Below are 12,322 nucleotides of genomic sequence, written 5' to 3' on the forward strand. Positions count from 1 at the left end.
GACTTTATTACAGATGCTTCACGCGATCTCTCTCTTCTGCCCGTTTGGCAGAGTTCCACGAACTCAGGTCGCCCGTCAGATAACCTGTGATACGGCGCATGCGCAGGATATTCTCACTTTGGCATACGGGACATTTATCGTAAATCACTCCCTTGTATCCGCAGTTGTGGCAGGTGTCTACCGGGTGGTTGATAGAACCGTAGCCGATACCTTCGTCAAACATTACTTTTACGATCTTGGCAATGGCGCGTACGTTTTTCTGGGCTTCTCCGTCCAGTTCCACATATGTGATGTGCCCTCCGCGGGTGATGGCATGGAATGGAGCTTCCCGTTTGATCTTTTCTACAATGCTGATCGGTTCTTTTACATCCACATGGAAAGAATTGACATAATAATCGTTGTCTGTCACTCCTTTGATTTTTCCGTATTTACGGCGATCCATACGGGTGAAACGTCCTGAAAGTCCTTCGGCGGGTGTAGCCAGCACCGAATAGTTCAGATTGTATTTGGCTTTGTATTCATCAGCCACCTTGTTGATTTCCAGCACGGCTTCATAAAGGGTGTCCCATGCCTTCTGGCTGTGTCCGTGTCCCTCTCCATAGAGAGCCACCATGGCATTGTGTCCACCCAGGAAGCCGATACCCAGCGTACCACTGCGCAGCACGTCGCCTACTTGTTCGTTCGGGTTCAGGGCAGCTCCTCCTTTCCATACATCATTTCCCATCATGAAGGGGAATTGGCGTGCCAGGGCTGTACGCTGATATTGATAGCGCTCGTAGAGTTGTTCGGCTATCAAGGTAGCCGTTTCATGTATCGATTCGATGAAAATTTCTTTAGCCTTTCTCTCGACGGCATCTTTATTGTGTCCGTCCTCCGTCATATTTTCTGCTTTGATACGGGCTTCGATGGCAAGGCGTGGCATATTGAGTGTAGTGAACGAAAGATTTCCGCGTCCCAAAGACGATTTCTCACCGGCTACATTCTCAAACACACGCGTGCGGCATCCCATGGTGGCCAGTTCGTAACGGTAACGTTGCGGGTCGTTGGCGTCCCATTTTTCGTTTTGGTTGAACGGGGCATCCAGGAACATGAAGTTAGGGAAGAGTGCTTTGGCCGTAGTGTGGCAGGCTTTCAGGAATAGGTCGAAGTTGGGTGCTTCAAATTTTAATTTACCTTCCATGGCAGCATCGAAATTAGCCATAGCCTTTTCATAATCGGCTTCTGTGTACGATACTCCGTTTTTTATCTTGAATATCTGAATGGGGAATACCGGCACTTCTCCCCTTGTGCCCAGTCCCTCTACGGTTGCTTTCAGTAATTCTTCAATCACCATGCGTCCTTCGGCCGAAGTGTCTGTTCCATAATTGATCGAACTGAACACTACCTGGTTTCCACCGCGTGAGTGCATTGTGTTCAGGTTATGGATAAAGCCTTCCATGGCCTGGTGCGTATCTTTCTGAGTCTGCACAAATGCTTTCTCTATAATTTGGTTCAGATGTTCTTTGTCGATATTGATCTGCAGGGCAGTCAGGGCCATGCGCAATGTTTCGCGTTCCAGTTCCGCTGCTTTGATGGACGACAGATGTTCGGCAATCACTGTACGGATAGCCTTTTCTTCTATTTCTTCACCCTTGTTCATCTGTACATAGAAGCTGATGAATGATGCCAGGTGTTTACGGAATGATTTGCTTACCCCTTTTGCCATAAAGAAGTCGAATGCCGGTATGGCCTGACCTCCGTGCTGTTCGTTCTGGTTAGTCTGGAAAATAATGGTAGCCAGGGTAGCATAGCTTTGAATGCTTTGCGGAGTACGTATACTGCCGTTCTTGGTGCGGAATCCACGTTCGAAGAGGTCATCCATGTCATACTGGATGCAAGTCGTGGTTTTTGTCGGGTAGTAATCCAGGTCATGGATGTGGATGTCTCCCAATTGGTGCGCTTCGGCAAAACGTTTCGGCAACAGATATTTATATGTATAGTCTTTGGTTACTTCCGAGGCAAATGTCATCATCTGTCCAGCGGGGGTATGACTGCTCATATTGGCATTGCTCAGGTTGACATCGTTCTTGTCGATAGCTACGATGCCATCCATCACGTGCTTCATCTGAGTTTTTTTGTCTCGTTCGGTGTTTCGCCATTCCCTGTAGATGATGTACTTTTTGGCTACTTCCGGACGTACTTTCATCAGTTCCTTTTCTACCAGGTCCTGAATTTCTTCTACCGTAATGGTAGGAGATGCAAATTGTCCGATTACGTTCATCGTGATGTCAGCAATCAATTGCTGTTCATCATTGATTCCTGTGGCACTAAACGCTTTTGTTACAGCGTTCTTGATTTTACTGATGGAGAAGTCCTCTCTTTTACCATCTCGTTTGATGATACAAATTTCCGCGTAGTTCATAACTTTAACTCCCGAAAGCTTTAGATTTTTTTAAATATGTTTACTTTTTCAGCAGGTCTTCTGACTTATCTCTCCCTCGCAACGCCTTCCCACGCTGGGCGCAGTGGCATAGTGTGCGGATTCTCAGAGAATTACAGCAGCGGGTACTGTCGCCGATTTGCACAGCGTTCCCTCGTGACTAAACCTCTTTTTAGTGCTGAAATCTGCTACAAAGGTAACAGTTAAAGCAATAAGTTGTTCTTGTTTTAACAAGAATTTTTGGAGAACTTTTCTTTCTTCCTGATACAGAAAGTTTTCCAAAACGGGAAACTTTCGGGCATGAAATTTAAATGAAGTTTGCTAAAGAATCAGCCAGATAGCTATGATATGCCCTATGCTTCCGCCCAGACAAAACAGGTGAAAAACAGCATGTGTATAAGGTTTTCGCAACGAATAAAATACGGCTCCCATGATGTAGGAAGCCCCTCCTCCGATAAGCCACCAGAAGGCGGGAGAAGCTCCGATGGCGGAGAGGCAGTCCATCAAAGGTTTCAGGGCTACCAGGATGGCAGAACCCATTCCGACGAAGCAGACTGTTTCAAGATTACTGTGTTCTTTCAGCTTTTTAAAAGCCAGTATGAAGCCTACGATGGCCGACAGCCATACGAAAGCGAATATTCCCCAGCCCCAGCCACCGGCATGGCGCAATACCAATAAGGTAAACGGGGTATAAGTGCCTGCTATGTGCAGGTAGATGGCGCCGTGGTCGAATTTGCGGAGAAGTTCTTTACGGCTGCCGGGTCTTGAACCGTGATACCAGGTAGAACTGATATAGGATGCCAGCATTCCCGCCAGGTAGACCAGCACACAACCTGCCGCCCAATGGGGATGTGGGTTGGCAAGTGCTTTTTCCAACAGAAAATATCCTGTGGTGATACCTAAGAGAATACCTGCACCATGACTCAGGGTGTTGGATAATTCTTCGCCGTGTGAATATCGCTTGTTCTCCATTCGTGTGTATATAGGTGATGTGGTAGCAATTTAATAAGATGACCGCAGATTTGAGAGTTTCGACACACCCTCTTAAAATCTGCGGTCATCCTTTCCTTTTTAGAAGTATCTTGTATCAGGCAGCAGATTTATACCAGATGTCCGATCCATTCTTCGCGGTCGCCCGGCAACAGGTCGATTACCGGTACTTCCACCATGGTGTAGCATCCCGGTTGCTGCTTCATCGAAGCGCGTGCCACGCATACCAGTACCTGTGCGGTCAGTGCGGGATTGTTGATGCGCATGTTGAATTCGAACAACTGATTCTGGGTTTTTCCCGATACACCTTTGCGGGTCAGGTTTACACCGTGTCCCATGTCCAAGAGTGCATCCACGCTCGGCACTTGCTTTACGTGGGTTTCGTCGTTCACGAAATAAGCGTCCGATTTGATTGCGGCTGCCACGTCTTCAAATTTATATCCGTCTTTCAGTTCGATGTATACCATGCGGCGGTGGATTCCCGTTCCTGTGGGGATGGTCATTGACAAAGCCGCTTTCACTCCGTCGATTGCTTTCACGGCTACCGTGTGGCCCATGCTCATACCCGGACCGAAGTTGGTGTAAGTGATGCCTTTCGGAGCAATAGCCTCGAGCATGGTGCGTACGATGGAGTCGCTTCCCGGATCCCATCCGGCCGAGATGATCGATACCGCCCCGTGTTCTTTGGCACAAGCACCCAGTTCACGGCGGAGATCTACGATTCCGGTGTGGATATCGAAACTGTCCACTGTATTGATTCCCATTGCGAGGATTTCTTTTGCGTATTTCTCAACGCTGCGGGTCGGAGTACAAAGAATAGCCACGTCTACTCCCTGAAGTTCCTTTATATCTTTAACTACTGCGTAATCATTCAGTTCAGCCGGTTTGTTCTCGGCACCTGCACGACGAACCACACCTGCTATCTCAAAATCGGGAGCCGCTTGGAGGGCTTCCAGCACATAACGACCAATATTGCCATAACCTACGATGGCTGCTCTTACTTTTTTCATCTTTTTATTGGTTTTGTTTAACATATTTCTTTATTTCGGTTGCAAAATTAGTCATTTTCTTTGTTTTTGAGTCTCTTAGGGGTGTTAAAGTTAGTTTTTGTTATTCAAGGTTCGTGAAGCACAATATTTATTATCTTTGCGTTCTGATTATAACCATTATGATAGAATACATCAAAGGCGAGATTGCCGAACTGAGTCCGGCAACCGCAGTTATCGATTGTAACGGATTAGGATATGCCGTTAATATATCACTCAACACTTATTCTGCCATTCAGGGTAAGAGCAGTTGTAAACTCTATATCTACGAAGCCATCCGCGAAGACGCTTACGTTTTATATGGCTTTGTCGACAAGCAGGAACGGGAACTTTTCCTGCTGCTGATTTCCGTTTCGGGCATTGGAGGAAACACGGCCCGCATGATTCTTTCCGCTCTTTCACCGGCCGAACTGGTGAATGTGATCAGTACCGAAAATGCCAATATGCTGAAGACGGTGAAGGGTATCGGACTGAAAACAGCGCAAAGGGTCATTGTCGATTTGAAAGATAAAATTAAAACCGGTGCCATGGCTGCTGCCACCGGAGGAGCCACCGGTACATTGCTTCCGGCCATGAATGCGGAAGTGCAGGAAGAAGCCGTTGCCGCCTTGACGATGTTGGGCTTTGCCGCAGCGCCTTCTCAGAAAGTGGTGCTTGCCATTCTGAAGGAAGAGCCCGATGCTCCGGTGGAGAAAGTCATTAAGCTGGCTTTAAAAAGACTCTGAGAGCAGACGGAAGGGGCATTGCTGTCGCAGATTGCATAATAGAGTTACAGCGTAGAGGAAGGGAATGTGATTGTTTATGTAATCTGCGATAGGGCTTTGTCGTTGCGTTGGTCTTGTTTTCTTGAAATGTGTGAGTTCAAATTTGTACGGTACATGCATATTGGGTTATGTCAATGATTGGAAGTTTACTTCCTGCATTATTTACTTCCTGCATGAATTCCTTACACTCCTGCTCTGTCATTTTCTTTCTGCAGTAAGCATAATATAAAAAATCAAGTGTAGTCAGATAGGTAATATTATTCTTGGAGCAATATTCTTTTATGTCTTTCAGGTTACTGCTCCCCAATACGTCTCGGTTGTCCCTGCAATAGATCATGCATGCACTTTCTCCTTTTCCCAGAGTGCGTTGCAATAAAAAGAACTCTTTCATTGATTCCCTCTTTGGGGAAAAAAACTCTTTTTTCAATTTAGGGAAGAAATGGAGGTACTTATCTATAAAATCTTTTGTACCGGAATTTTGGGAAATTTCATTATATACCACATCCAATATCAAGTATTCGTACTCCGGAAATATATCGGGTAATATTGAGAAATAATTAGCCTCCATGAAATGGATAATTACATCAGCATCGAGTACTATCTTCGTTTTCTTGTGTTCCATTGATGTTTATTTTATGGAGTAACTCTATATAGTGACCTTCTGAAATTTTTTCCTGTTCGAATAGCTTGCGGGCTTTTTCACCAAAATCACCGATAACCAGTCCTTCGTTGGCCGGTTCGTATAAAGCTGTGTCATATCCGAAACATTTGGCAGAGTATTTTACTTTTATTTCTGCCAATTTGGAACGTGTACTTTCTGTTATAAGTCCGATATTTTGTAATCTATACAATAGAGCGGAACGGGAAACGGAAAAATAGTGTTCAAGTTTTAGGACTGTTGCCATCGAGATGTTTTTGGTTTTTAATTCCATTTCAGGTATTAACTGGCATATACCGCCCTCCGGCATTAATAGAGAGGAAGCAAACATGTCGGCACATTGTTCTATCGGATCTTTGCTGCCACATCCCGGATTACATTTGTGAGGAGTCGGTTTTTTTTCTATATAAAGGTGGTATAATTCGTGAGCTATCGTAAAGTGTTGTCTTCCTCGTGGTTGATTAGAATTGATAAGCATGAAACGGTGCTCTGAATTATCTTTCAAACACATTCCTGAGAAGTTGTCGGATAAAGGTCTGAAAACAGTGAGTATGTTTAGTTTCAAAAGCAAACTTTTCAAGGTGATGGGCTCGGTGGCACTAAGCCCATTGTCCGTGCGAAATTCTGAGACTTGCTTCTCTATGATAAATTTATTCGGCTTCATTTTGGGCAATGCGTTCCATTTTGAGATAAGACTTTACGATATCCTTGAAAGCTGCTATTTCTTTCAAATCATTTTCTCCTAAATTTGAAATTCTGAAAGCTGTAGCCATGATTTCATTATTCGTCTGAATATTGTCCTCAAACAATATAAAAGGTTCACAGCCGAATAAATTTGAGATATCTTCCAAAATGGTATAAGGAATCTCTCTGGTTCCTCCTTCGTAATTGCTGTAAGTAGAGCGTTCTATCTTAATAGATTGGGCTACTTGTTCTTGCGTAAAACCGGATAACTCTCTAATCTTTTTTAGATTCTCTCCAATAATTTGATTAACCGTTTTCATTCTGCTCTTCTTCTATATTCTGTGGCAAAATTACCTATAATTTTCTGTATATACAAATATTGCCACGTAATGTTTCCTCATTTATAGTTCTTTATCTAATCGTGCCTTCAGATTTGAAGAGAACTTTTTGTGTGGATGTGTTTTTATCATCGGCTTTCATGACTTTCAGGGAGTGAGGTATGAATTGTCTGAAATAATTTTCTGATACATCCTCAAATCCAGTTTTTTGCCGAACTTTTCCGCTACCTGCCGGATGTTTGCGCAACACTCGAAGCCACATCTCTCAAATAGGCGTATGCTGGCTTCGTTTTCTCCCGAAACCAGTGCCATTATATTGCTGAAGCCTTCTTGCCGGATGATTTCTTCCAGTCGGAGTATGGTTTGTTTTCCATACCCCTGACCTGTGAACTCCGGCTTCAGGTAGAGGGTCAGTTCTACCGAAATGCGGAAGGCTTCTCGGGGCTTGAAACGTGCGAAGTAGCAGAATCCGCAGGGAGTTCCTTCGGGAGTTTCAATGATGAACGACCGGTAGACGGGATCGCCTACGGGGATGTAGTTTTTCAGTTCGTCGATGCTGGCGCAGTGTACAAAGTACACCACTGTCGTGTGGAGAGTGTAATAATCGTAGATGTCTTTTACAAAAGGCAAGTCGTTTTCCGTGAGCGTTTTGAGCGTAATATCCATTGCCGTAAAGTTCATTAATTGCCGCAAATGTAGCCAATCTTATCAGAAAAGAAGTACATTTGTTTCCGTAAATCAACACTCCAATTCATGAAATTGCAAAAAATATATCGTCAACAGTGGATGGAAGCCCATCCACGCGTGCAATCGGCAGATACCGATCAGTGGTACGTGGATTTTGCCAACAGGCTGTTGCCCGTATTTGAGAAGTCGGAGCTTACCGGACAGATGATTCATAAGAACCGGGCTGTTCTCTATTTCACCTGGTATCTGGAAGATTGTGTGAATAATTCCGGTAGCTGGAATACATTCATCCGGTTGCATAAACAGTTGTATGGACGTTTCCTGCCTTTTTACACACTGACAGAGTCGTATGCCGATGATGAAATAAATCCCGAGGATGTATCTTTTCTGCTGTGGACGCTTCTTTCTCCCGTCACGGATAGTTCTCCGTCTCCTTGGAATCCGTTTGACAGTTCTCTGTTTCAGCTCGCATCCGATGTATATGCGGTGCTCGATGCCCATTTTGAACAGGCTCCCCTTACCGGTGATGAATCCACGGAGTGGTTTCCGGATGTCCGTGCCCTGTTACCCCCTCCGGGTCCTGTTTTGGATGTCTTGCCGGAAATGAATCTCCCCCGTGATGTAGCTAACTTCCTGAGTGCTTCCGGAGGAAAACAGGTTGTATATTTAAAAGACTATGTTGATTTGCGTCGCTTCTGTGTCGATGCGTTGAAGTGGGCCGATGAAGAAGATTCGTTAATGCCCGAGTTGGCCGATGAAGGAGACTTTGTGTTTTTTGCCAATCCGAAAGGTGTCTTGCTGGCTCCCAATATTGCCGCTTGTTTCCGCGACGAACGAAATCCGGAATATAATCCGGAGGTTGCCGAACAAGAAGGGGCCGAATTGTTTTATATTCCGGGGCTTTGTCCCATCGATTTGTTGCACTATGCCATGCAGCACGGCTTATTGCCGGAGGTCGCTTTTCCTTTCGGGGATGGCAGGAGGCTGTTGCACGAGAACTGGGATTTCATAGCCCGCAGGTATTTAGGTAAATATTATAATGAAGATTTTTATGAAGAAGAGCGGAAATAGCAGTGACCGTCCGGGTAGCGGACGTCCCAAAGCTTCGGGAGGCAAGAAACCTACCGGTAAGCGGATCGGAAAGTCGAAACCCTCAAAAGCCAATAACCAGCTGAACCGTAGGGTGAAATAAGTTGTTATCTGTTATAAACAGGTTTTATTATGAAATGGGAAAGTAGCTTGATGGAACATCTCCAATGGTCGGACACGATAACCAACCGGGAGAGTAAAGAGAGGTTGGCCCGTATGATTGCCATGCGCGTACAAGAAGGCGAGGTCATTGGGGCTGGCTCCGGATCGACCGTATATCTGGCATTGCTCGCTATTGCCGAAAGGATACGTACGGAGAATCTGCACGTCACCGTAATCCCTGCTTCGATGGAGATATCGATGGAATGTGTCCGCTTGGGCATTCCGCAGACCACTTTATGGATGTGCCGTCCCGACTGGACTTTCGATGGCGCCGATGAAGTAGATGCCGATCATAACCTGATCAAAGGTAGAGGCGGAGCGTTATTTAAGGAGAAACTTTTGATATGCAGCAGCAATCGTACTTTCATTTTGGTGGACGAAAGCAAGCAGGTCTCTTTTCTGGGAAGCCGTTTTCCTGTCCCCGTCGAAGTCTTTCCGATGGCTTTGCCCTACGTAGAGAGGGAAATCTGGGCAATGGGTGCTTCACGTACCCAACTGAGGCCGGCTAAAGGTAAAGATGGTCCTGTGATCACCGAAAGTGGAAACTTGATTCTCGATGCCTGGTTCAGCAATATTCATTCGTCTCTTGAAAAAGAAATCAAGTCGGTGACGGGTGTTATAGAAAACGGACTGTTTATGGGATATGATGTCGAGGTGATGGTAGCAAAATAAGATCGGAAACGGTTGATAGTACGAAAACTGAAGAGGATGTATCAAAACCCACCACAGAGTGACACAGAGGTGATTTTAAGTTGTTGATTATTAATAAAAAGACTCTGTGATACTCTGTGCTACTCCGTGGTGAAAAGAGTTATGACACATCCCTTTTAGCTTTCGTTGCCTACAAGTTCATCGCATTTCCTCCAAGGACTCCCAGTATGGCAGATGCCACTGCGATCATTACTTTTAAAATTGTGTTCCAGTTTGATTTCTTCATTTTTTTACACCTCCTTTCATGTGATTCTGATTTATGCCGTCGGGTCATCCACAATGTCTCCGTCACCGTCTTTTCCCGTTTCCTTTCCTTCCAGTGCCGCTTTGATGTCGATAAACTCGATTCTGTCACCGGCCCGGGTCGATGTCAGGTTCGGACGTACGCTCGACGACGGACGAAAGTTTATTTTCACCGCCATTATGTTTTTGGCCGTACAGTCTTTTTCCGCATCCACCCCTTTGGTGCGTGCCGAAAGGCTGAATACTCCGAAATCCCGGATATTGACCGACTGCCCGTTGTAGAGTGAGGTACGCATCGCTTCTACAAAATTGGTGAGTACACTTTTGATATCTCCTAATGATAACGAACTTTTCTCCTTCATTTCGTACGCAATGCTTTCCAGGCTTGCGCTTTGACCTAAAGTGACCAGTTGCGGATAAAATTTCTCTATAGCATCCGCTTTTCGCGGATCCTTTCTCGCGATTTTTTTGTATGGAACTGCCATTGTCCGATAGTTTTTTATGGTTAATAATTAAGAATGCATCCGGAAGGTCGGACGAGCTCTTTCCCTTTCTTCCGGTATGTCAAAGATACCGCTTTCTAACCCCTGTTTTGTGCTTGTTGACGTGGGTTGAGGCGGTATGGATAAAAGATTGAAAATCAATGAATGTTTTGTGAAATAGTATGACTTCTGCTATGATATGTCGTTTGTTTTTGTTATCTTTATGCTATTGTAAAGTTCCGATTATTTATTAATTTAAAAATAGAAAAACATGAAAGATTTAGAAGATGACGAGAGAGAGTTTCCTATCCGTGTATATACAAAAGTAGAGCTGGCTCTGCTTTATGCACCCCATTTGTCTGAAAATGCCGCCCTCAATAATCTCAGCCGTTGGATGCGGCACAACAAACTCCTGATGGCTGCGCTCGAGGAGGTGGGATACTATAAATACCGCCATTCATTTACACCCAAGGAAGTTCGTCTGATCTTTCGATATATGGGAGAACCGGGAGCATAAAATTAGAGAGAAGAGGCTGTGTCAAAACTCACCACAGAGGACACAGAGTAACACAGAGGCGATTTTAAGTTATTGATTGTTAATAAAAGACTCTGTGATACTCCGTGGTGAAAAGAGTTATGACACATCTCCTTTACTTCTACTCCCTATCTTCTTTGATCACTACCTTGCTAAGAGAACAGTCCGTTAAGGAATCTTAGAAAATTATTGGAACCCCCAATACTGAAAAAAGCAATTCACTTCGTGAAATTAGTTTAATTTGGTTCTGTGTATATTGTATATATAATATATATTGCATAAAACATTAGATTATGGAAGCAACTGTACCGCACAGAAAAAAGATTGTCACCCTGAAAGAAGATACTTTCAGGGCTCTTTCGGTTATGGCAGCAAAGCAGGGTACGAACCTGAAACGGTTGATAGAGTCCATGCTCGACAAGGCAGCGGATGAATACGATGGGAACGAATCCTACCGCTACCTGTCTGAAAATTACCCTGATGGAAAGGTAATGCTGGGAAAGGAAGAACATAAAGAGTTTATAGACTGGTTGGGAGTGGTTGAGAAATGAGAGTTGAATTTTCAAAGGAGTTTGAAAAGGCAGCCCGTAAACTATCCGGCAAAATGCTTGAATCTGTACGTATAGCAGTACAGGTGCTGATTTCGAATAGGATAAACTACCGGCCATAATTGATAGTTTAAATGAAGAGAGGCGCGACTCGTGAAGAACCGTGCCCCTCGTGGTTAAAGTGGGCGCAACTCTACCGACAAACCCATAGCGGCCGCAATGCGGTAAAGCGTAGAAACGGTAGGAGTAATTAATCCCCTTTCTATTTTTGAGATGTAAGATTTGTCCGCACCAATTCTGTTGGCAAGCTCTTCCTGTGTCAAACGTGCATTTTTGCGGGCATCCAGCAATATCTGCCCGTTATATTCTTCCCATGCCTTTTCAATAGACGCTTCGCGTTCAGGAGTTCCCTCCTTGCCAAGTTCTTCGTCCAGCCACGCATCTACATCGTAGATGTCTTTACTTATTTCCTTTAGCTTCATAATATTCTTTTTTTAAGTTTATAGCTTTCTTTATTTCGTTATCAGGGGTTTTCTGCGTCTTCTTCCTAAAACAATTGAACAATACCACTACGTTCTCACCGTCGTAGATAAAAAAGATGCGTAATTCATTGTTCCCACAGGCCACACGAAATTCATATACTCCATCACGAATGAATTTAATGTAATGGCTCGGTATCTTGTCTTCTGCCTTAAAAAGAGATAGAGCGCGTTGTATCTTCTTCCGTTCAAGCTCAGAGAGTTTATCCATAAACTCTGCAAAGTAATTCTTGTACGTTATTATTTTCTTCATGACGCAAAGATAATAAAGGTTGTATTAAGATGCAACTTTATTAGGACTTTTTTGGTAAGTTACAATACTCTTCACCATACGCATTTAAATAACATAAGGAAGTATCCCATTCCGCTTGTCAATAAAACGCCAATATATGTCCTGCCCCGTAACAATATATGTAATCGAAATAAC

At 44.3% G+C, this 12,322-nt stretch carries 17 protein-coding genes and 1 riboswitch; of the genes, 6 read left to right on the forward strand and 11 right to left on the reverse strand.

Translation table 11 applies throughout. The features are described from left to right. Window positions 1-7 precede the first annotated feature (7 nt). From KO473_RS08675 to KO473_RS08685, 3 genes are all read right to left on the reverse strand, one after another. The gene (locus tag KO473_RS08675; protein WP_122130356.1) at window positions 8-2,401 is read right to left on the reverse strand and encodes an anaerobic ribonucleoside triphosphate reductase; all 2,394 of its coding nucleotides are present in this window, start codon (window positions 2,399-2,401) and stop codon (window positions 8-10) included. Between the two features lie 32 nt (window positions 2,402-2,433). Then, a riboswitch (cobalamin riboswitch) is annotated at window positions 2,434-2,617 on the reverse strand. A gap of 123 nt (window positions 2,618-2,740) precedes the next feature. Beyond that, complete coding sequence (locus KO473_RS08680; RefSeq protein ID WP_216035103.1) at window positions 2,741-3,391, reverse strand: hemolysin III family protein; 651 nt, start codon at window positions 3,389-3,391, stop codon at window positions 2,741-2,743. A gap of 128 nt (window positions 3,392-3,519) precedes the next feature. Further along, the gene (locus KO473_RS08685) at window positions 3,520-4,419 is read right to left on the reverse strand and encodes a diaminopimelate dehydrogenase (protein WP_005821599.1); all 900 of its coding nucleotides are present in this window, start codon (window positions 4,417-4,419) and stop codon (window positions 3,520-3,522) included. A 158-nt stretch (window positions 4,420-4,577) separates the two neighbouring features. On the opposite strand from KO473_RS08685, the gene ruvA reads away from it, so the two are divergent. After that, entirely contained in the window at window positions 4,578-5,180 is a 603-nt protein-coding gene (ruvA, locus tag KO473_RS08690; RefSeq protein WP_122130355.1) for a Holliday junction branch migration protein RuvA, read from the forward strand. 136 nt (window positions 5,181-5,316) lie between these two features. On the opposite strand, the gene KO473_RS08695 is transcribed toward ruvA, so the two are convergent. The 4 genes from KO473_RS08695 to KO473_RS08710 form a co-directional block, all read right to left on the reverse strand. Further along, window positions 5,317-5,841, reverse strand: a complete 525-nt coding sequence (locus KO473_RS08695) for a hypothetical protein (protein WP_032535438.1) — start codon at window positions 5,839-5,841, stop codon at window positions 5,317-5,319. Then, on the reverse strand, window positions 5,804-6,541 hold the full coding sequence (locus tag KO473_RS08700) for an ImmA/IrrE family metallo-endopeptidase (protein ID WP_005808215.1): 738 nt from the start codon (window positions 6,539-6,541) through the stop codon (window positions 5,804-5,806). Before KO473_RS08700 ends, KO473_RS08695 begins: the two co-directional genes overlap by 38 nt. Further along, a complete protein-coding gene (locus KO473_RS08705; protein ID WP_032497322.1) occupies window positions 6,528-6,881 on the reverse strand; it encodes a helix-turn-helix domain-containing protein in 354 nt (117 codons plus the stop codon). Before KO473_RS08705 ends, KO473_RS08700 begins: the two co-directional genes overlap by 14 nt. A 165-nt stretch (window positions 6,882-7,046) precedes the next feature. Next, window positions 7,047-7,580: a GNAT family N-acetyltransferase gene (locus tag KO473_RS08710; RefSeq protein ID WP_122130381.1), complete on the reverse strand. Its 534-nt coding sequence runs from the start codon at window positions 7,578-7,580 to the stop codon at window positions 7,047-7,049. Between the two features lie 72 nt (window positions 7,581-7,652). On the opposite strand from KO473_RS08710, the gene KO473_RS08715 reads away from it, so the two are divergent. The 3 genes from KO473_RS08715 to rpiA are packed head-to-tail and all read left to right on the forward strand — an operon-like array spanning window position 7,653 to window position 9,509. Next, complete coding sequence (locus KO473_RS08715; protein ID WP_122130354.1) at window positions 7,653-8,657, forward strand: DUF3843 family protein; 1,005 nt, start codon at window positions 7,653-7,655, stop codon at window positions 8,655-8,657. Beyond that, window positions 8,638-8,778: a hypothetical protein gene (locus KO473_RS08720; RefSeq protein ID WP_005808208.1), complete on the forward strand. Its 141-nt coding sequence runs from the start codon at window positions 8,638-8,640 to the stop codon at window positions 8,776-8,778. The genes KO473_RS08715 and KO473_RS08720 overlap by 20 nt, the downstream gene beginning before the upstream one ends. Window positions 8,779-8,807: 29 nt before the next feature. Beyond that, the gene (gene rpiA, locus KO473_RS08725) at window positions 8,808-9,509 is read left to right on the forward strand and encodes a ribose 5-phosphate isomerase A (protein ID WP_122130353.1); all 702 of its coding nucleotides are present in this window, start codon (window positions 8,808-8,810) and stop codon (window positions 9,507-9,509) included. Window positions 9,510-9,678: 169 nt separating this feature from the next. Here rpiA and KO473_RS08730 read toward each other — a convergent pair whose 3' ends face one another. Both KO473_RS08730 and KO473_RS08735 read right to left on the reverse strand, forming a co-directional pair. Then, window positions 9,679-9,774, reverse strand: coding sequence for a smalltalk protein (locus KO473_RS08730; protein ID WP_156127618.1), 96 nt, complete (start codon window positions 9,772-9,774; stop codon window positions 9,679-9,681). Window positions 9,775-9,805: 31 nt separating this feature from the next. After that, entirely contained in the window at window positions 9,806-10,276 is a 471-nt protein-coding gene (locus KO473_RS08735) for an HU family DNA-binding protein (protein WP_005781170.1), read from the reverse strand. A gap of 268 nt (window positions 10,277-10,544) precedes the next feature. Between KO473_RS08735 and KO473_RS08740 the strand changes: the two genes are divergently transcribed. Both KO473_RS08740 and KO473_RS08745 read left to right on the forward strand, forming a co-directional pair. Then, complete coding sequence (locus KO473_RS08740; protein WP_005790540.1) at window positions 10,545-10,790, forward strand: DUF4248 domain-containing protein; 246 nt, start codon at window positions 10,545-10,547, stop codon at window positions 10,788-10,790. A 311-nt stretch (window positions 10,791-11,101) separates the two neighbouring features. Beyond that, window positions 11,102-11,359, forward strand: coding sequence for a hypothetical protein (locus tag KO473_RS08745; protein WP_122130352.1), 258 nt, complete (start codon window positions 11,102-11,104; stop codon window positions 11,357-11,359). A gap of 173 nt (window positions 11,360-11,532) precedes the next feature. Here KO473_RS08745 and KO473_RS08750 read toward each other — a convergent pair whose 3' ends face one another. Further along, entirely contained in the window at window positions 11,533-11,838 is a 306-nt protein-coding gene (locus KO473_RS08750) for a helix-turn-helix domain-containing protein (RefSeq protein WP_005797912.1), read from the reverse strand. Beyond that, complete coding sequence (locus KO473_RS08755) at window positions 11,816-12,148, reverse strand: type II toxin-antitoxin system RelE/ParE family toxin (RefSeq protein WP_005797911.1); 333 nt, start codon at window positions 12,146-12,148, stop codon at window positions 11,816-11,818. Before KO473_RS08755 ends, KO473_RS08750 begins: the two co-directional genes overlap by 23 nt. Window positions 12,149-12,322 lie beyond the last annotated feature (174 nt).

Source organism: Bacteroides sp. HF-4919, from assembly GCF_018860125.1.

What these genes read in the sequence shown, in the direction of transcription:
- KO473_RS08680 (WP_216035103.1), bottom strand. Translation starts at nt 3,391, where the DNA reads ATGGAGAACAAGCGATATTCACACGGCGAAGAATTATCCAACACCCTG.
- KO473_RS08720 (WP_005808208.1), top strand. Translation starts at nt 8,638, where the DNA reads ATGAAGAAGAGCGGAAATAGCAGTGACCGTCCGGGTAGCGGACGTCCC.
- KO473_RS08740 (WP_005790540.1), top strand. Translation starts at nt 10,545, where the DNA reads ATGAAAGATTTAGAAGATGACGAGAGAGAGTTTCCTATCCGTGTATAT.
- ruvA (WP_122130355.1), top strand. Translation starts at nt 4,578, where the DNA reads ATGATAGAATACATCAAAGGCGAGATTGCCGAACTGAGTCCGGCAACC.
- rpiA (WP_122130353.1), top strand. Translation starts at nt 8,808, where the DNA reads ATGAAATGGGAAAGTAGCTTGATGGAACATCTCCAATGGTCGGACACG.
- KO473_RS08695 (WP_032535438.1), bottom strand. Translation starts at nt 5,841, where the DNA reads ATGGAACACAAGAAAACGAAGATAGTACTCGATGCTGATGTAATTATC.
- KO473_RS08750 (WP_005797912.1), bottom strand. Translation starts at nt 11,838, where the DNA reads ATGAAGCTAAAGGAAATAAGTAAAGACATCTACGATGTAGATGCGTGG.
- KO473_RS08730 (WP_156127618.1), bottom strand. Translation starts at nt 9,774, where the DNA reads ATGAAGAAATCAAACTGGAACACAATTTTAAAAGTAATGATCGCAGTG.
- KO473_RS08685 (WP_005821599.1), bottom strand. Translation starts at nt 4,419, where the DNA reads ATGAAAAAAGTAAGAGCAGCCATCGTAGGTTATGGCAATATTGGTCGT.
- KO473_RS08745 (WP_122130352.1), top strand. Translation starts at nt 11,102, where the DNA reads ATGGAAGCAACTGTACCGCACAGAAAAAAGATTGTCACCCTGAAAGAA.
- KO473_RS08735 (WP_005781170.1), bottom strand. Translation starts at nt 10,276, where the DNA reads ATGGCAGTTCCATACAAAAAAATCGCGAGAAAGGATCCGCGAAAAGCG.
- KO473_RS08700 (WP_005808215.1), bottom strand. Translation starts at nt 6,541, where the DNA reads ATGAAGCCGAATAAATTTATCATAGAGAAGCAAGTCTCAGAATTTCGC.
- KO473_RS08715 (WP_122130354.1), top strand. Translation starts at nt 7,653, where the DNA reads ATGAAATTGCAAAAAATATATCGTCAACAGTGGATGGAAGCCCATCCA.
- KO473_RS08705 (WP_032497322.1), bottom strand. Translation starts at nt 6,881, where the DNA reads ATGAAAACGGTTAATCAAATTATTGGAGAGAATCTAAAAAAGATTAGA.
- KO473_RS08755 (WP_005797911.1), bottom strand. Translation starts at nt 12,148, where the DNA reads ATGAAGAAAATAATAACGTACAAGAATTACTTTGCAGAGTTTATGGAT.
- KO473_RS08675 (WP_122130356.1), bottom strand. Translation starts at nt 2,401, where the DNA reads ATGAACTACGCGGAAATTTGTATCATCAAACGAGATGGTAAAAGAGAG.
- KO473_RS08710 (WP_122130381.1), bottom strand. Translation starts at nt 7,580, where the DNA reads ATGAACTTTACGGCAATGGATATTACGCTCAAAACGCTCACGGAAAAC.